The 17,500-nt window shown below is 68.1% G+C and carries 15 protein-coding genes; 3 read left to right on the top strand and 12 right to left on the bottom strand.

Annotation, left to right across the window (positions count from 1 at the left end; all coding sequences use genetic code 11):
- Positions 1-9: 9 nt before the first annotated feature.
- Genes XINFAN_RS14765 through XINFAN_RS22610 form a run of 4 tightly spaced genes read right to left on the bottom strand, consistent with a single transcriptional unit; the run spans position 10 to position 4,810 of the window.
- Complete coding sequence (locus tag XINFAN_RS14765; RefSeq protein ID WP_124087634.1) at positions 10-717, bottom strand: formate dehydrogenase subunit gamma; 708 nt, start codon at positions 715-717, stop codon at positions 10-12.
- On the bottom strand, positions 717-1,733 hold the full coding sequence (fdxH, locus tag XINFAN_RS14760; protein WP_124087633.1) for a formate dehydrogenase subunit beta: 1,017 nt from the start codon (positions 1,731-1,733) through the stop codon (positions 717-719). Before fdxH ends, XINFAN_RS14765 begins: the two co-directional genes overlap by 1 nt.
- A complete protein-coding gene (gene fdnG, locus XINFAN_RS14755) occupies positions 1,730-4,198 on the bottom strand; it encodes a formate dehydrogenase-N subunit alpha (RefSeq protein WP_494338102.1) in 2,469 nt (822 codons plus the stop codon). Before fdnG ends, fdxH begins: the two co-directional genes overlap by 4 nt.
- A 12-nt stretch (positions 4,199-4,210) precedes the next feature.
- Positions 4,211-4,810 carry a molybdopterin-dependent oxidoreductase gene (locus tag XINFAN_RS22610; RefSeq protein ID WP_124087631.1) on the bottom strand — a complete coding sequence of 200 codons (600 nt, stop codon included), beginning with the start codon at positions 4,808-4,810 and terminating at the stop codon, positions 4,211-4,213.
- A 337-nt stretch (positions 4,811-5,147) separates the two neighbouring features.
- Here XINFAN_RS22610 and selD point away from each other — a divergent pair, with 337 nt between their 5' ends.
- Entirely contained in the window at positions 5,148-6,212 is a 1,065-nt protein-coding gene (selD, locus tag XINFAN_RS14745; RefSeq protein ID WP_124087630.1) for a selenide, water dikinase SelD, read from the top strand.
- Positions 6,213-6,389: 177 nt separating this feature from the next.
- On the top strand, positions 6,390-6,785 hold the full coding sequence (locus XINFAN_RS14740) for a hypothetical protein (RefSeq protein WP_160144629.1): 396 nt from the start codon (positions 6,390-6,392) through the stop codon (positions 6,783-6,785).
- Between the two features lie 77 nt (positions 6,786-6,862).
- Here XINFAN_RS14740 and XINFAN_RS14735 read toward each other — a convergent pair whose 3' ends face one another.
- The 7 genes from XINFAN_RS14735 to XINFAN_RS14705 form a co-directional block, all read right to left on the bottom strand.
- Positions 6,863-7,831, bottom strand: coding sequence for a TRAP transporter substrate-binding protein (locus tag XINFAN_RS14735; RefSeq protein ID WP_124087628.1), 969 nt, complete (start codon positions 7,829-7,831; stop codon positions 6,863-6,865).
- A gap of 1 nt (position 7,832) precedes the next feature.
- Positions 7,833-9,098, bottom strand: a complete 1,266-nt coding sequence (locus XINFAN_RS14730; RefSeq protein WP_124087627.1) for a TRAP transporter large permease — start codon at positions 9,096-9,098, stop codon at positions 7,833-7,835.
- A complete protein-coding gene (locus XINFAN_RS14725; RefSeq protein ID WP_124087626.1) occupies positions 9,095-9,667 on the bottom strand; it encodes a TRAP transporter small permease in 573 nt (190 codons plus the stop codon). The genes XINFAN_RS14730 and XINFAN_RS14725 overlap by 4 nt, the downstream gene beginning before the upstream one ends.
- Entirely contained in the window at positions 9,667-10,449 is a 783-nt protein-coding gene (locus XINFAN_RS14720; protein ID WP_124087625.1) for an ABC transporter ATP-binding protein, read from the bottom strand. The genes XINFAN_RS14725 and XINFAN_RS14720 overlap by 1 nt, the downstream gene beginning before the upstream one ends.
- Entirely contained in the window at positions 10,446-11,483 is a 1,038-nt protein-coding gene (locus tag XINFAN_RS14715; RefSeq protein WP_124087624.1) for a FecCD family ABC transporter permease, read from the bottom strand. Before XINFAN_RS14715 ends, XINFAN_RS14720 begins: the two co-directional genes overlap by 4 nt.
- Positions 11,483-12,577, bottom strand: a complete 1,095-nt coding sequence (locus XINFAN_RS14710) for an ABC transporter substrate-binding protein (RefSeq protein ID WP_124087623.1) — start codon at positions 12,575-12,577, stop codon at positions 11,483-11,485. Before XINFAN_RS14710 ends, XINFAN_RS14715 begins: the two co-directional genes overlap by 1 nt.
- A 104-nt stretch (positions 12,578-12,681) precedes the next feature.
- Positions 12,682-14,145 (bottom strand): YncE family protein, encoded by a 1,464-nt coding sequence (locus XINFAN_RS14705; RefSeq protein ID WP_124087622.1) that lies wholly within the window; start codon positions 14,143-14,145, stop codon positions 12,682-12,684.
- A gap of 160 nt (positions 14,146-14,305) precedes the next feature.
- On the opposite strand from XINFAN_RS14705, the gene XINFAN_RS14700 reads away from it, so the two are divergent.
- The gene (locus tag XINFAN_RS14700; RefSeq protein ID WP_124087621.1) at positions 14,306-15,157 is read left to right on the top strand and encodes an alpha/beta hydrolase; all 852 of its coding nucleotides are present in this window, start codon (positions 14,306-14,308) and stop codon (positions 15,155-15,157) included.
- On the opposite strand, the gene XINFAN_RS14695 is transcribed toward XINFAN_RS14700, so the two are convergent.
- Positions 15,154-17,463 (bottom strand): amino acid adenylation domain-containing protein, encoded by a 2,310-nt coding sequence (locus XINFAN_RS14695; protein WP_233352221.1) that lies wholly within the window; start codon positions 17,461-17,463, stop codon positions 15,154-15,156. The genes XINFAN_RS14700 and XINFAN_RS14695 overlap by 4 nt on opposite strands.
- Positions 17,464-17,500 lie beyond the last annotated feature (37 nt).

Genomic DNA, 17,500 nt, shown 5'->3' with positions numbered 1-17,500 from the left:
TCCGGCGGATCACTCCGCCGGCGGGGTATTCTGCCGCCGCGCCACTTCGCGCAGCCATTTGCGGTGGTGACGGAAGGCCCAGCCCCCGGTCACGTTGCCCCTTGTCATAGCGCGCAGGGTGCCACGGGTCCAGAAGGCGGCATAGACATGCAGGATGAAGACGAGGATGATCCCCACCGCCGAGAGCGCATGCACCAGCAGCGCGATCCGCCGTGCCGGGATGGTGGCGGCCCAGGGCGCATAGTCGCGCCACAGATGCACCTGCTGCTCCCAGATCATCAGCCCGGTCACGATCAGCACCAGGATCAGCACCGTCATCGCCCAGAACACCCCCTTCTGCCCGGCGTTGTATTTGCCGAGCTCGGGCAGCTTCTCCTCATGTCCGGCCATCACATCGCCGATACGGGCGACCCAGGTGGCATCCTCCCTGCGGGGCAGGTTCAGCTTCCACATCTGCAAGAACAAGAGGAAGAAGCTGAGAAACAGCACCACGCCGATGATCGGATGCAGCCAGCGCACCACCTGGCCGCCGCCGAACAGGCCCGACAGGAAGTAGAGCGACGGGTGGAACAGCGCGAGCCCAGACAGCGCCAGCAGGATCAGCGACAAGGCCGTCACCCAGTGGTTGGCCCGGGTGATCCCGCGGTAGCGGCTGACCGTCACCACGGGTTTCAGCGCCTCGATATGGTCGCCCTCATGCGAATATTCGCGGCGCATCACAGACCCCCCCGGTTTTCCGGCGGCACCGAAGACGGCGGCACAGGCGCGGAGGCGGTTTTGACCACCAGCTCTTCGGCCTCATGCTCTTCCTCGGCCGAGACCTTGTTGGCTTTGGCGAAGATGCCGTGCAGCACCGCGCCCGCCGCGGCAAGGCCGATGGCGGCGAGGCCGACGGTCTTGGTGGTGCCCTTCCAGCTTTCCACCACCGGCGAGATCCGCGGATCCGCCGGAAGCCCGGCATAGAGCCCCGGCTTGTCGGCGTGATGCAGCACATACATCACATGCGTCCCGCCCACGCCCTGCGGATCGTAGAGCCCGGCATTGTCGTAGCCGCGCGATTGCAGATCCTCGATCCGCTCGTTGGCCAGCGCGATCATGTCGTCCTTGGTGCCGAAGGTGATCGCCTGGGTCGGGCAGGCCTTGGCGCAGGCCGGGCCTTGCCCCACCGCCACCCGGTCCGAGCAGAGCGTGCATTTCTTCGATACATGCGCGGTCTGGTGGATGCGGGGGATGTCGAACGGACAGCCCGAGACGCAATAGCCGCAGCCGATGCAGTTGGCCGAGATGAAATCGACGATCCCGTTGGAATATTGCACGATGGCGCCGGGGGCCGGGCAGGCTTTCAGACAGCCCGGATCCTCGCAATGCATGCAGCCGTCCTTGCGGATCAGCCATTCCAGATCGCCGGTCCCGGGGTTTTCATATTCCGAGAACCGCATCAGCGTATACATCTCGGGCGTCAGATCGTGGGGGTTCTCGTAGACCCCCACGTTTTCCTCCACCGCGGGATGGGTGTCGTTCCACTCGATACAGGCGGTCTGGCAGGCCTTGCAGCCGATGCATTTCGACACGTCGATCAGCTTCGCGACCTTGGTGAGCTGCCGCTCGGGGGCCGGCACATTGGCCGTGGCCGAGATACGGACCAGATCCGTCGGCAACAGGTTCGAGGCCATCGGCTGAACCGGCGGGTTCGCCGCCGCCGTGGTCGGCTGGGGTGCGCGTTCGGTTGTCATGCCACGCCCTCCGATGCGGGTTCGATGTTGACGAGGAAGGCCTTGAACTCCGGCGTCTCGATATTGGCGTCGCCGACGAAGGGCCCGAGCGTGTTCGGGCCGAAGCCCTTGCGCGCCGCGCCCTTGAAGCCCCAGTGGATCGGGATGCCGATGACATGGACGGTCTGGCCGTCGCAGGTCAGCGGGCGGATCCGTTTCGTCACCACCGCCTTGGCCCAGACCTGGCCGCGCGCCGACCACACCCGGACCCGGCCCCCTTTGCGGATGCCGCGCTCGGCCGCGAGTTCTTCGCTGATCTCGACGAAGAATTCGGGCTGGGTGACGGCATTCACATGGTTGTGCTTGGTCCAGTAGTGGAAATGCTCGGTCAGCCGGTAAGAGGTCGCCACGAAGGGGAACTCGGTCCGGTCGCCCAGTTGCGCCACGTCGCCCTGGAACATGCGGGCGACGGGGTTGCCGCGCATTTCCGGGTTCAGCGGGTTGGCGATCGGGCTCTCGAACGGTTCCATATGGGTGGGGAAGGGCCCGTCGCGCATCAGTTTGCGGCTGAACAGCCGGCTGGTGCCCTCGGGGTTCATGATGAACGGCCCCACTTCGCGCGGATTGGCGGTGACGGCGATGTCGGGAATATCCGCCCCCGCCCATTTCTCGCCGTTCCATTCGATCAGCACCCGGCTCGGATCCCATGGCTTGCCGTCGAGGTCGCAGGAGGCGCGGTTGTAAAGCACCCTGCGGTTCGCCGGCCAGGAGAAGGACCAGTTCTGATAGACGCCCATCCCCGACGGATCGGCATTGTCGCGCCGCGCCATGTTGTTGCCGTCTTCGGTGAAGCAGCCGGTATAGATCCAGCAGGCGCCCGAGGTCGTGCCGTCGTCGCGCATCTGGCCGAAACCCGACAATTGCTTGCCCTTCTCCAGCACCACTTTGGTCGGATCGGCCGCGTCATACAGCGTTTCCAGCGCCCGCCCGTTCAGCTCGCGCGCAAGTTCCGCCGCGGTCGGCTCTTCGGGATCCTCATAATCCCAGGCGAGATTCAGGATCGGCTCGGGCGCCTTGCCGCCTTCTTCGGCGTAGAGCCTGCGCACCCGCTGATAGATCTGCGCCATGATCCACACATCGGACTTCGCCTCGCCCGGAGGGGTCGCCCCCGCCCAGTGCCATTGCAGCCAGCGGCCCGAATTCACCGTGGCGCCTTCGTCCTCGGCAAAGCAGGTGGTGGGCAGCTCCAGCACCTCGGTCCGGATCGCCGCGCTGTCCACGTCGTTGTGGATGCCGTGGTTCTCCCAGAACGAGGCGGTCTCGGTCTCCAGCGGGTCCATGACGACCATCAGCTTCAGCTTCGAGAAGGCCTCGGTCATCTTGCCCCGGTTGGGGAAGCTGAGCAGCGCGTTGAAGCCCTGGCAGAAGTAGAGGTTCACCTCGCCTTTGGTCATCATCTCGAACATCCGCATCGCGTCGTATTGCGGGATGTCCAGCTTCGGCAGCCAGTCGTAGCCCCAGCCGTTCCCGGCGGTGGCCTTGTCGCCCCACAGCGATTTCATGAAGGAAACCATGAACTTGCCGTAGTTTTGCCAATAGCTCATCTGGTTCGGGCGCAAAGGCTTGTTGCCGCGCGAGGACATATAGGTCGCGAAGTCGGGTTCCGTCTCGCGCGGCATCGACAGATAGCCGGGCAAAAGGTTCGACATCAGACCCACATCGGTCAGGCCCTGGATGTTGGAATGGCCGCGCAGCGCGTTCATCCCGCCGCCGGGCACGCCGATATTGCCCAGAAGAAGCTGCAACATCGCCATGCCGCGGATATTCTGCGAGCCCTTGGAATGCTGCGTCCACCCGAGCGCATACATCGAGGTCATCGTCTTCGTCGGCGACGAGGTTTCCCCGATCATCTCGCAGATCTTCAGGAAACGGTCCTTCGGCGTGCCGCAGACGTTTTCCACGAATTCCGGCGTGTAGATGTCGACATGCGCTTTCAGCAGGTTCCAGACGCAGCGCGGATGGGTCAGGGTCTCGTCGGTCAGGACATAGCCGTCCTCGCCGATCTGATATTCCCAGCTGGTCTGGTCGTAGCTGCGCTTTTCCTCGTCATAGCCGGTGAACATGCCGTCCTGCCAGCCGAAGTCGTCGCGCACCAGGTAAGAGACGTTGGTGTAGTTGCGGACGTAATCCCACTGGATCTTGTCATTCGCGATCATCCAGCGGATCGCCCCCATCAGGAAGGCAATGTCCGAGCCGGGCCGGATCGGCGCATAGTAATCCGCCACGCTCGCCGAGCGGTTGAAGCGCGGATCGACGACGATCAGTTTCGCACCGCGGTGGTGCTTGGCCTCGGTCACCCATTTGAAGCCGCAGGGATGCGCTTCGGCGGCATTGCCGCCCATGATGACCACGAGGTCGGTGTTCTTGATATCGGTCCAGGAGTTCGTCATCGCTCCACGGCCAAAGGTCGGGCCCAAACTGGACACCGTGGGGCCGTGTCAGACGCGCGCCTGGTTGTCGAATCCTACGATCCCCAGCGAGCGCACCACTTTCCAGGTCGCCCAGGCGGTCTCGTTCGTGGTGGCCGAAGCCGCAAGGAAGCCGGTGGTGGTCAGGCGGTTGACCGGCACGCCCTCGGCGTTCCGCTCGATCAGATTGGCGTCGCGGTCGTCCTTGACGGCGCGGGCGATCTTGTCGAGCGCCTCGTCCCAGGAGATGTCCTGGAATTTGTCGGCGCCGGGCGCGCGGTAGCGCGGGCGGGTCAGCCGGGTCTCGGCCCTGACGTAGCTCTTCAGCGCCGCGCCCTTCGGGCAGAGCGTGCCGCGGTTGGTCGGATGGTCGGCGTCGCCCTCGATATGGAGGAGTTCCGCCTTTTCACCCGCGGCCAGATCGCCCTTCGAGTAAAGGATGATCCCGCAGGCGACCGAGCAATAGGTGCAGATGTTGCGGGTTTCGGTGGTGGTGGCCAGTTTGAAGTCGCGCACATGGGCGGCTTCGGCTGCCTCGGCCTCGTGGAAGCCCATGGCGCCCAGAGACGTGGTGGCCACCCCCGCGCCCGCCAGCTTCATAAAGCCGCGGCGCGAAAGGTCGATGTTCATGTGACCTCTCCTTATTACTGCCTGTCATGCGCGGGGGGCTTGCCGGTCCCGGGCGTGATGGGTTGCTTCAATCACGGTATTGACAGGCTCAATCGTCCCCTGGTTGCGCGGGCCTGTCAAGGAAAGAGGCAATATTTCCCTTCCGACATAACGACTTGCGGAAGCCGTCAGGCCCTTGATCTTGCCGGATTTACGGCGACGATCCTCCGGGTAAATCCGGCGTGAGCGCGCCGGGCAGGGGCTCGCCCTCTTGCCGCAGGGGGCGGGCGGTGGCACAATCCCGGTACCGGCCGGAGACTGGCCGGGGACCGGCCCGACCGAGAGGAAGATCCGCGCCATGACCCAGACAGCCCCCATTCCCGCCGGGGAGCCGCGGCTGACCTCGCTGTCGCATGGCGGCGGCTGCGGCTGCAAGATCGCGCCTGGCGTGCTGTCGGGCATCCTGCGCGGCACCTCGGCGCTGCCGGTGCCCGAGGCGCTGCTGGTCGGGATCGAGACCTCGGACGATGCCGCCGTCTACCAGCTGAACGAGCATCAGGCCATCGTCGCCACCACCGATTTCTTCATGCCCATCGTTGACGACCCCGAGGATTTCGGCCGCATCGCCGCGACCAATGCGATCTCGGACGTTTATGCCATGGGCGCCACGCCGATCTTCGCGCTGGCGCTGGTGGGGATGCCGATCAACGTGCTGTCGGTCGAGACCATCGGCCGGATCCTCGAAGGCGGCTCGCAGGCCTGTCGCGCCGCCGGGATCCCGATCGCCGGGGGCCATACGATCGACTCGGTCGAGGCGATCTACGGGCTGGTGGCGCTTGGGGTGGTCGATCCGGCGCATGTGAAGAAGAACGCCGCCGCGCGGGCGGGCGACGTGCTGGTGTTCGGCAAACCCCTCGGGGTCGGCGTCTATTCGGCGGCGCTGAAGAAGGGCAAACTCAATGCTGCGGGCTATCGCGAGATGATCGGCACCACCACGCGGCTGAACACGCCGGGGCCGCGGCTGGCGCGGCTGCCCGGCGTCCATGCGATGACCGATGTGACCGGCTTCGGCCTGGGCGGCCATGCGCTGGAAATGGCGCGCGGCGCGGGCCTCGGGATCCGCATCGACTGGGCCGCGGTGCCGATGCTCGCGGGCGCGGTGGCGCTGGCCGGCGAAGGGTTCGTCACCGGCGCCTCGGGCCGCAACCTGGCCAGCTATGGCGCAGAGATCGCCTTCGCGCGCGAGATGTCGTCGGTGGACCAGGCGCTGCTGAGCGATCCGCAGACTTCGGGCGGGCTGCTGGTCGCCTGCGCGCCCGAAGCGGCGGACGAGGTGCTGCGCATCTTCCGCGAGGACGGCTTCTCCGAGGCCGCCGTGATCGGCAGGGTGGGCGAGGCCGCGCCGGGGCTGACCATCGTGTGAGGGGGCTGCCCGGAGAGAACGCTTCCCCCGTGATCGCCCGGGATCATGAGGACACGGATCCGGGCCCGCACTGGCCGGTGGGCGGTTTCGAGCCCTTTGCGGTCATTCAGTAGCCTGCCACAATACTGGCAAAGGCCTGAGCCAAGAGACCAGGTTAGATGAGAGAGGGAAGGCGCAGTGCATGTCTTGAAACCGATAAGCAGCCATACAGAAAAGCTGAGCAAGGTTCTGTCCAACCCATCGCTATCGGACCTCCAGCGGTATGAAGGGGTTCTTATCGAGTTCATGAGCCTTGTCCCTCTTGCCGTTCTTCTCATCCGTGAACATGGTCAAACCGTTGGCGCATCAGCTTTTGCATGGAGGGTTGCGGCATTGGCTGGCGAGGCTGCTACTGCTTTAGATCAGTTCGAGCAGGTCTTTGAGTTGACTGTCGGCGAGAACAAGGATCTGGATCGGAAGGAACTTCAGTCCTTGTCGGCTTCCCTGTCACGGTTGCAATTATCTGACGACCAAATGCATCGCCTCAGCGTAGTGATGGGCAAATTTGCGACTATCTACGGAGAGCCGGTTTAGCTGTCCGACCGGCAACTCTGTCCGCAAAGCAGGCACTCTGCATGCAGCCTGAACCCCGGCTGGAGACGGCTCCCCGCTCACTCGTTCAGCGCCTTCGCCTCGGCTTCCAGTTCCACCAGCAGCGGGGTCCGGCTGCGCCAGTGCTCATACCAGGTGGCGACCGCATCGCCGAAAACCTCGGGGCCCACCCGGACCAGATTGGCCCCGGCCTCTTCCAGTTTCGCGCGGTAATCGGCGTCGATCTGCGGATAGGCTTCGCGGATGCGGGCGGTTTCCTCGGCCACCAGCCGGGCGATCAGGGCCTGATCCTCGGGCGTCCAATGCTGCCATTTGCGCGCCGAGGCGACGGCCACCATCGGAAAGATCATATGTTCCGTCTCCAGCACCACGGCGGAATAATCGTGGAAACGGTTGTTGAACGTGCCCTCGTAGTCGATCTGCATCCCGTCGATCTGGCCGTTGGTATAGGCGTCGAACAGCTCGGGCAGCGGCAGCGGCGTGGGGGCGGCGCCGGCGCGGGTCCAGAAATCCAGCTCCTGCGCCAGCGGCACGGTGCGGATCTTGCGCCCCGCCACGGTGCCGTCAAGGGGCTTCGACAGCGCCACGATCCGCATCCCGGCCATGCCATAGCCAAGGCCCTTCAGCCCGAGCGGGCCGAGATGGTCCTGGAGCCTCAAAGCCGTCGGCCCTTCCAGCAGTTTCGCCGCGGCCTCGGCGTCTTTCACGAGGTAAGGCGCGGTGAGGATGCCGAAAGCCTCGTCGCGGTTGGTCAGCTCTCCCACCGTCAGGAAGGCCAGGTCCAGCGCGCCCGATTGCAGTTGTTGCAGCATCTGCGCCTCGGAGCCGAGCTGGCCCGAGGGGAAGACCGCCAGTTTCAGCCGCCCGCCGGTCTCCTGGTCCAGCGCCGCGGCCAGGGCCTCGGCCGAGCGGGTCCATTGATGCGGCGGCGGCGTGATCAGGCCGATGCGCAGCTCGTCCGCCCGGGCAGAGGGCGCGGCGAGCGTCAGCGCGAACAGCGCGGCGAACAGGCGGCGAAGCGGGGTCATCTTATCCTCCCACGGATGATTGCAGGGCGGTGATCACGGTCAGACCGGCCAGCACCGCCAGCACGGCGCCGAAGAACGGCGTCAGCAGCCACGAGAGCCGCCCGGCGCTTACCCCGGTCATCAGCGAGGCGGTGTAGAGCCCGGCGCCCACCGGCGGCGTCAGCAGCCCGAGCGCGAGGTTGAGGCAGAGGATCACCCCGAAGGCCAAGGGGTCGATGCCATAGACATCGGTGGCGATCGGCAGCAGCACCGGGGCGGTCAGGATGATGCCCGGCACCGGCTCCAGCACCGTGCCGATGAGCAGAAGCAGAATGTTCATGAGGATCAGGAACATCAGCGGCGAGTCTGCCAGATCGCGGATCATCGCGGCGGCCTCATGGGGCAGGTTGCCGAAGGTCATCACCCAGCCCAGAAGCTGCGCCGCCGCCACCAGATAGAGCACCGCGCCCGAGGTGACGGCGGTGCGCACCAGCACCCGGGGCAGGTCGCTCAGCCGCATCTCGCGGTAGACGAAGACCGCGACGAGGATCGTCACCAGCGAGGCGAGGGCGGCGGATTCGGTGGGCGTCGCCACGCTGCCGAGGATCGAGCCGACCACCACCGCCGGCACCAGAAGCGCGGGCAGGGCGGCGCGGGCGGCGTTGAGGCGCGCGCTCAGGCTCTGACGCCCGATCCGGGGCAGGTTGTGGCGCCAGCCGAGCCAGCCGATCACCAGCGCGAAGGCCAGCGCCAGCGCGAGGCCCGGCAGCAGCGCCGCGCGGAACAGATCGCCCACCGGCAGTTGCGCCACCGCGGCGAAAACGATCAGGTTCATCGAGGGCGGCAGCACCGGCGCCAGCAGCCCTCCGGCCGAGGTGACGGCGGCGGAAAGGTCGCGCGGATAGCCCGCGCGCTCCATCTCGGGCACCGCAAGCCGCGACATCACCGTCAGCTGCGCCACGGTCGAGCCGAGGACCGAGGCCATCATCAGATTGGCCAGCAGGTTGACATAGGCCAGCCCCGCCCGCACCGGCAGCATCAGCGCCGCCGCGAAGGCCAGAAGCCGCCGCCCGATGCCGCCCGCGCCCATCAGCTCACCCAGAAGGATGAAGAGGGGCAGCGTCAGCAAAGGATAGCTCTCGATCCCGGCGAAGAACTGCTGCGGCAGGCCCTCAAGCAGGATCTGGTTGCCGCCCTCATGGATCAGGATCAGCGCGGCGGCGACCAGCACGAAGGCGATCGGCGCCCCGAGCAGCAGAAGGACGGTGAAGGAAAGCCCCGCGATCATGGCTGCCTCAAGTCGCGCAGGTCGCCCGCGATCTGCGCGGTGACATGGATCAGGCCGGTCAGGCCGGTTGCGGGCATGATCAGCCAGAACCAGATCTTCCTGATCCCCAGCGTCTGCGTCGGGTCGGTGTAGATGAAGCTGAAAGTCTTCTGCGCCAGCGCCGCGCCCGATCCGGCGCGGATCAGCCCGGGCAAGTCGAGCCAGCGCCAGATCACCAGCGCCATCACGAGCAGGAACATCAGGATCAGCACATCCCCCGCCAGCGCAAGCCAGGCGCGGGGGCGGGGCGGCAGGGTCTCGGGCAACAGGCCCATGGTCATATGGCCACGCAGCGCGATGGCGAGCGAGGCGCCGAGGAAGGCGAGGCAGACCATCAGATGCACCGCCAGTTCGTCGGCCCAGATCAGCGGATGGCGCAGGCCGCGGAAGGTGGCGCTGGCAAGCATCAGCAGAAAGATCACGCCGCAGATCGCGCCGCCCAGGGCCGCCTCGGCGCGCATCACCAGATGGCTCAGCCGTGCGAGCGGGCCGTGGGGGGCCTGCGGGATATGCAGATCCGCCCCGGACATCACAGGGCGGGGGCGGCGATCTCGCCGTCGATCTGCACCATCAGATGGCCGCGCGAACAGGTCTCGATCCGGGCGCTGACGCCGTAGACCTCGGCCAGCATCGCGGGCGTCACCACCTCGGCGGGCGGGCCGAAACTGTAGAGCCCGCCCTTGTGCAGGATGGCGATACGGTCGGCCCAACGGGCGGCCAGCGCCAGATCGTGCAGCACCGCAAGCACCACGCGGCCCTCGGCGGCGATGCGGCGCACTTCGGTCAGCAGCCGCACCTGGCGGGCGAGGTCGAGCGCCGAAGTGGGCTCGTCGAGCAGCAACAGCCGCGGGTCGCGTACCACGGCCTGGGCGAGGCTGACCATCTGGCGCTGCCCGCCGGAAAGCTGGTCGAGCGGGTCCAGCGCGAGGGACGCGATGCCGAGGCGCGAGAGCACCGCCATGGCGCGGCTCTCGGGGCTGGTTTCCTCGCGCCCCGACCCGGCGCGCAGGGCCGCGATCACCGTCTCCAGCACCACGAGCGAGGCGCCCGAGGGCAGGGTCTGCGGCATGAAGCCGATCAGCGCGGCGCGGCGCTGGCCGCTGAGCCGCGCCAGATCCTCGCCCCCGAGCGCGATCTGCCCGCGCGCGGGCGCGAGCCCGGCGATGGCGCGCAGAAGCGTCGATTTCCCGGCGGCGTTCGGCCCGGCCAGCACCGTGACCTCGCCCGGCGCCAGATCGGGCAGGCTGAGGCCCGCCAGCACCGGGCGGCGGCCGTAGCTGACGGAAACGTCGCGGATGGACAGCCCGCTCATCGCCGACCCTTTCCGCGCAGGATCAGCGAGAAGAACACCGGCAGGCCGATCAGCGAGGTCACCAGCCCCACCGGCAGCAGCACCCCGGGCACGATGGTCTTCGAGAGAACAGAGGCCAGCGACATCACCAGCGCGCCGGTCAGAAGGCTTGCGGGCAGGAAGAAGCGGTGATCCTCGCCCACCAGCATCCGCGCGATATGGGGCCCGGCAAGGCCGACGAAGCCGATCACGCCGACCATCGACACCGCCGCCGCCGACAACAGGCTGACGCGCAACAGCGCCCAGCGACGAAGCGCGGTGACATCGACGCCGAAGCTGCGCGCCTGCTCCTCGCCCAGGCGTAGCGCGGTGAGCTGCCAGGAGGCGCGCAGCGCGAAGGGCGCGGTGATCAGGATCGCTGTGGCGAGCAGCGCCGCCCCGGTCCAGCTTGCGGCCGAGAGGCTGCCCATGGTCCAGAACACCAGCTGTTGCAGCGCATCGGCCGAGGCGACGAATTGCAGAAGCGACAGGAAGGCGGCGGCGGTGAAGTTCAGCGCGATCCCGAACAGGATCAACACCTCGGGCCCGCCACCCCGGATCCGCCCCATCAGCTGCAACAGGCCAAGGGCTGCCAGCGCGAACAGGAAGGCATTGGCCGAGACGCCCCAGACCGCGGGCAGGAACGGCAGCGTCAGGCCAAGCACGATGGCGGTGGCGGCGCCAAGGGCGGCGGCGGCTGAGACGCCGAGGGTGAAGGGCTCGGCAAGCGGGTTTTCCAGCACGGTCTGCATCTCGGCCCCGGCAAGCGCCAGCGCCGCGCCCACGAGCAAGGCCATGATCGCCACCGGCAGCCGCACCTGCCAGATGATGACGGATGTGCCGCGCGAAACCTCGCCCCCGGTCAGCGCCCGAAGCGTTTCCGACAACGGCAGGCCGGCGGGGCCGGTGATCAGGTCCAGCACCACCGCAAGCAGCGCGCCGAGCGCCATCGTGCCCACGAGGACGGCGCGGCGGCGGTTCTGCCGGTGATAGCGAGCGATCAGCGCGTCGGACATCACTCGGTCCCGACCCACCAGGTTCCGGGCACCGCGACCGGCGAGAAGCGGCTCTCGATCTCGCGCAGGGTGCCTTCGGGGTCGACATCGGGGAAAAGGTCGGGGTGGAAGGTTTTCGCCAGATATTCGATCAGCGCGATATGGCTGGGCGTGTCGTTGAACAGATGCCAGACGCCATGGGCGCGGCCCTCTTCCGCCGCGCGCAACGAGGAGAAGCCGGGCGCCCCGGTCAGCGCGGCGAAACTCGCCTTCGCGTCGTCTTCCGCGACGCCGGTGCCCAGCACCAGCCCGCCGCGCGCCGCCATATGGGCGCCGCCGGTCGCGATGTAGAAATCGGGGTCCGAGCCGATCAGGAATTCGAGGCTGACATTGCCCAGAACGCCGTCGACCGCCTCAGATCCGATGTTCTGGCCGCCGGCGGTGGCGATGAAATCGTTGAACACGCCCGAGCCGACGGTCGAGCAGCAGTTCACCGGCGCGGCATGAACATGGAAGAACACGCGCGGGCGGGGGATGCCCGGATCCGCCAGCCGCTCGCGGATGCGCGCGAGGCGGGTCTCGTAGAATTCGGCGAAGTCTTCGGCGCGTCCGGCGCCGTCGGTCAGCGCGCCAAGGATGCGCAGCGAGGGGATGGAATTCTCCTGCGGATGCGCGAAGAAATCGACATAAGCCACCGGGATTCCTGCGGTTTCGATCTGATCGCGCGCGCGCTCCATCCCCGGATCTCCCTGATCCATCAGGGACAGCACCACCAGATCGGGATCAAGCGCGATGATCGTCTCGACCGAGATGTCGCGGTTGCCGGACCCCACCGGGCGGATCCCGTCGATGGCGGGGAATTTCTCGCGGTAGGCGGCCAGCGTCGGATCGTCCAGCGCCTTGTCGAGCCGCCAGCCCGCGACCAGCGCCACCGGGTCGTCGTGCAGGAGGCCAAGCACCGCCATATGCCGCCCTTCGCCCAGCACGATCCGCTTCGCCGGCGCCTCCAGCACCACCTCGCGCCCGAGGATGTCTGTCACCCGGATCTCGGCCGCGGCGGGCAGGGCCAGCGACAGAAGCAGGGCGAAAGCTGCAAGGGGGCGAAACCGGATCATCCTTCGGGTCCTCTCGGATAGCCCGGCCTCGCCTGGCGGAAGCCGGGAACGGCAGACGGGGGCGGTTCATGACCGCCCCCGCAAAACTGGCCTTGCGCGCTGTCTTACTGCGCTTTGGGCGTGATCTTCCAGATCCGGTCGCCGCTTTCGTCGTCTTCGCCGCGCGATTTGTTCACCGCCCAGACGTTGCCCTCGCCATCGGCGATCAGCTGGTTCGGATAGCTGCCCGATTCCAGATTGGCGACGATCTCGCCCGAGGTGTTGACCACGGTGATGGTGCCCGCGCCGCGGTTGCCGACGAAGACGAGGCGGCTTTTCGGCTCGAACGTGGTGTAAAGCGCGCCTGCGCCGGTCTCCACGTCATGCAGAACGGTGCCGTCGGCGCCCTTCACGATCAGCAGATTGTCGGTCTGCTGCGACGAGATGAAGATCAGATCCTCGACCGGATCATAGGCGACCGAGGCCGCGCCAAGCGCGCCCGGCAGCGCGATGTTGCGGGTCTCGCCCGATTTCAGATCGGTGACGGCGACTTCGCTGGTCTCCAGGCTGACGGTGAACAACTGGCCGGTGGTTTCGTCCACATGGATGCCCTGGGCCGCGAAACTCTCGCCGCGCCTGTCGGAGCTCAGTTCGATCGGATCGAGCTGCTCCAGCGTCTTCGTGTCGAAGACCGCGATCTGCGACTGGCGCGCCTCGCTGACATAGGCGCGGTTGTTCGTCTCGTCGATTTCGATGCTGAAGGAATGGGTTACGTCGCCGGGCTCGAATTGCTTCACCAGCGACAGATCGTCCAGCCGGTAGACCGCGACGGTGTTCTGGCGGGTGTTGCTTACCCAGATATTGCCGTTCGCCTCGTCCACGGCCACGCCGTAGACGGCGTAGAGCGGCGGGCGGCCGTCATCCTCGGGGGCGGCTCCGCCAGCAGCCGGGGCGCCTTCGCCCCCCGCGCGCGACGGCGGGGGCGGCGCCTCGCCGGGGACGACACTGGCCAGCAGTTCAAGGGTTTCCGCGTCGACCTTGTTCAGGGACGAATCCTTGACCGGCGGGCGGCCGACCGCGGCGGTGACGAACAGCGCCTTTTGCGACGGGCTCCAGGCCACCTGGTAGAGGCCGCGCGTCACCGGCGCGCTGGTGATCTCGAAATTCTCCGCCCCCGAGACCGGCACATCGGGCGAGATTTTCAGATCGACCACGGTGGCGGCCGCCGGTTTCTCGGCGATGACGAGGATCGGCTGCAAGCCGCTCATGGCACCCGCGTCCAGCGTCAGATCGAAGCGGAATTTTCCCTCGGCGTCGACGGTGATCGGGCCGCCCTCGTTCAGAACGGTATTGCCGCGCATCAGCGTGATCTCCTGGCCGGGTACCAGACGCTCGCCGGTGATGGCGACCTTGCTGCCCGCGACGACCGCCGCGCCCTGCTCGGCCGCGCCCGCGCGCACCGAACCGGCGAAACCGTCCGAGGTGGAGGTGAAGATCGTGTCCGCGGCGGCCGGACCGGCGGCCAGGGCCAGCGCCAGCGCCGAGGCGCCCAGAAGGCTGCGCAGGGCGGAACGGGTTGGAAGCACCATGGTTTTTTCCTCGTTTGATCTGTCGCTGCGGGTCTGGCAGGCTGTGCCGGTCTGGCTTCTGTTGCCCGCAGGAGTATATTCTTGACGGGGATTGTCAACTAATTCCCCCGCCACTATTCCACGCCGGACCCGGCCGTTTCCGGCGGGAGGGGAGCGTAAAATGTCTGACACGGGGAAAACCGGCCCGGACCATGCGAGGAAACCCGCCGAACTGCGGATCCTGAGCGCGGATGTGCCCAGCCATACCCTCTCGCAAAAGCGGGTGGAGACCGGGCCGGGGCACCGGCTCTATCTCGCGGTGCCGCGTGGCGCGGCGCCTGCGGGCGGCTGGCCGGTGCTCTATCTGCTCGACGGCAATGCGGCGTTCGATTTCCTGACGCCCGGGCATCTGGCCATGGTGCCGGGGCTGATGCTGGTGGGGGTGGGCTACGACACCGACCGGCAGTTCGCGCGCGAGCGCCGGACGCTCGACTTCACCGCGCCCGACTATGAGGCAACTGGTGGGCCGGGCGACGGCATCCGTCCCGATCACGTCCACGAGGGGCGGCTGGCCGGCGGCGCGGCGCAGTTCCTCGACCGGCTGACCGGGCCGCTGCGCGCGGCCGCCGAAGAGGGGGTCGCGGTCGATCCGGCGCGGCGCACGCTCTGGGGTCATTCCTTTGGCGGGCTGTTCACGCTTTACGCCGCGCTGACCCGGCCGCGCTCCTTCGCGCGTTTCGCTGCGATCAGCCCCTCGATCTGGTGGGATGAGGCGCTGATCCGCCGCATCGCCGCCGGGGCCGCGCCGCTGGAGGATCCGCCCGAATTGCTGGTCGCGCTCGGCGACCGCGAGAAGCGCACCGGCGCAGGCGGGCCGCCGCCCGACGGGCCGGCGCCCGCGACGATGGATTTCGTCGCCGGGCTGGCGCGGCATCCGGGGTTCGCGCCCCGGGTGCATGTGCTGCCGGGCCTCGTCCATATCGAGACCATCGCCGGATCGCTGCCCTTGGCGCTGCCGTTCGCCGCCGCTTAATCCATCCGCCGCGCCAGTTCCGGCGCGATCAGCAGCACCGCGGCGGGCGAGATCATCTCGGCATGCAGGAACGGGATTTCCAGCGTCTCGATCCGCCCGGCGTAATCCCGCCACAGATCGGCGGTCAGGCCGCGCCCCTCATGGTCGCGCCCGGCGCGGATATGGGTCAGCGTGCCGCCGTAGCGCCGGTGATGGTGCCCGCGCACCAGCCGGTTGGTGTCCGTCACCAGCCGCACAACGCCGTCGAGCACCTGCGCGGGCAGGGCGCCGAGCGCGCTGTCGCCCGCGCGCAGGAAGGCCACCACCTTGTCGCGGGTGTCCAGATCGCGATGCGCCTCGGGGTCGTGGCCCGCGATGGCGATCAGCGCCCGCAGCGCGGCGGCCGGGTCGGGTTCGGGCTCGTCGCGCCAGACATCGGCGGGGTAGCTGTCGAGAAGGGCCACAAGGCCGACCTCGCGCCCCATCGCCGTCAGCTCCACCGCCATCTCCTGGGCGAGGATGCCGCCGACCGACCAGCCCGCCAGATGGATCACCCCCTCGGGCCGGGCCTTTGCCACCAGCGAAGCGTAGCGCGCCCCGAGCGCAGCGAGGCTTCCGGGCAAAGGTTCCTCCGGGTCCAGCCCCGGATGCTGCACGGCCTGGACCATGCGCCCGCGCAGGCTGCGCGCGAGCGCCCGGTAGCCCCAGCCGAGGCCCCCGGCGGGATGGATCAGGAACAAGGGATCGCCCGCGCCGTCCGTCAGCCGGATCAGGGGCCCGAGGCCGTCATCGGTCGGCCCGGCCTCCTCCAGCCGCCGCGCCAGCATGTCGAGCACCGGGTTTTCGAAGATCGTCCCCAGCCCCGGATCGCGTCCGGTCTCGGTCGCGATCCTGAGCGCCAGCCGCACCGCGGAAAGGGAATCGCCGCCGAGCGAGAAGAAATCCGCCTCGGCCGGGGGCGGGGTCTCCAGATGCAGCACCTCGGCGTAAAGCCGCGACAGCAGCCGCTCGGCCCCGGTCGCGGGCGCCCGCCCGCCGGTGGGCAGTTCCGGCGCGGGCAAAGCCTTGCGGTCGAGCTTGCCGTTCGAAGTGACCGGCAGCGCGTCCAGCACCACCTCGGCCCCGGGGACCATATAGGCGGGCAGCCGCGCGGCGAGGCACGGCGCCAGCAGCCCCGGCCCGTAGCCGGGCTCGGGCACCAGATAGGCCACCAGCCGCTTCTCGCCCGCGCGGTCCTCGCGCGCCAGCACCACGCATTCGCGCGCGAGCCCCGAGGCCATGATCGCCGCCTCGATCTCGCCCAGTTCGATCCGCAACCCGCGGATCTTCACCTGATGGTCCGAGCGCCCCAGATAGACCACCGCCCCGTCCGCGCGCAGCCGGGCCAGATCGCCGGTGGCATAGAGCCGCTCGCGTGGATGGTGCGGGTCGGGGATGAAGCGTTCCGCCGTCAGATCGGGCCGCCCGAGATAGCCGCGCGCAAGCTGCATGCCGCCGAGGTAAAGGTTCCCCGGCAGGCCCGGGGGCACCGGCCGCATCCGGTCGTCGAGCACCACGAGGCGGGTGTTCCAGACCGGCCAGCCGATCGGCAGCGGGTTCGAGCGGTCCTCGGGCGCGGCGTCCCACCAGCTGACATCCACCGCCGCCTCGGTCGGACCGTAGAGGTTGTGCAACTCACCTTTGACGCGGCGATGGAAGCGGTCGCGCTGGTCGGCGGTCAGTTCCTCGCCCGAGCAGAAGGTGCGGGCGATGCTCAGCCCCTCGGACGCGGGCGCGGCCAGGAAGGCCGAAAGCATCGAGGGCACGAAATGCAGCGTGGTGATCCGGTGGTGCCGGATCAGCGCAGCGAGTGCGGTCGGGTCGCGATGCGCGCCCGGCGGCGCCATCACCAGTTCCGCGCCCGAGAGCCAGGGCAGGAAAAACTCCCAGACCGAGACATCGAAGGTGGCCGGGGTCTTTTGCAGGATGCGGTCGCCCGGGCCGATGCCGTAATGCTCGCGCATCCACAGCAGGCGGTTCACGATGGCCTGCTGTTCGATCATCACCCCCTTCGGCTCGCCGGTCGAGCCCGAGGTGTAGATGACATAGGCGAGGTTATGGGGCGCGGGTGAGGGAAGCGGGAGCTCGGCTGTGCCAGTGCCCGATCGGATGGCGGCAGAGCCGGAGGCGGCCGCGATGCCGGGCAGCAGAGCAGCGGCGGCAGGGTCGGCTGTGCTGCCGGTGGCCAGCGGGATACTCCGGGCCGCGCCGGTGTCGGCCGCGGGTGCCGCGCCGGCTGCGGGCGCGACGATGGCGCGCATCGGGCCGACAGCGGGTTTTGCAGCCATCCCGGCACCTTGGGCGGTGCCGGGGGGGGGCAGGGGG

The organism is Pseudogemmobacter humi (assembly GCF_900609055.1).
GTDB classification, from domain to species: Bacteria; Pseudomonadota; Alphaproteobacteria; order Rhodobacterales; family Rhodobacteraceae; genus Pseudogemmobacter; species Pseudogemmobacter humi.
Note: the sequence above shows the minus strand (reverse complement) of the source record. Positions and strands in the feature narration are given on the sequence as shown.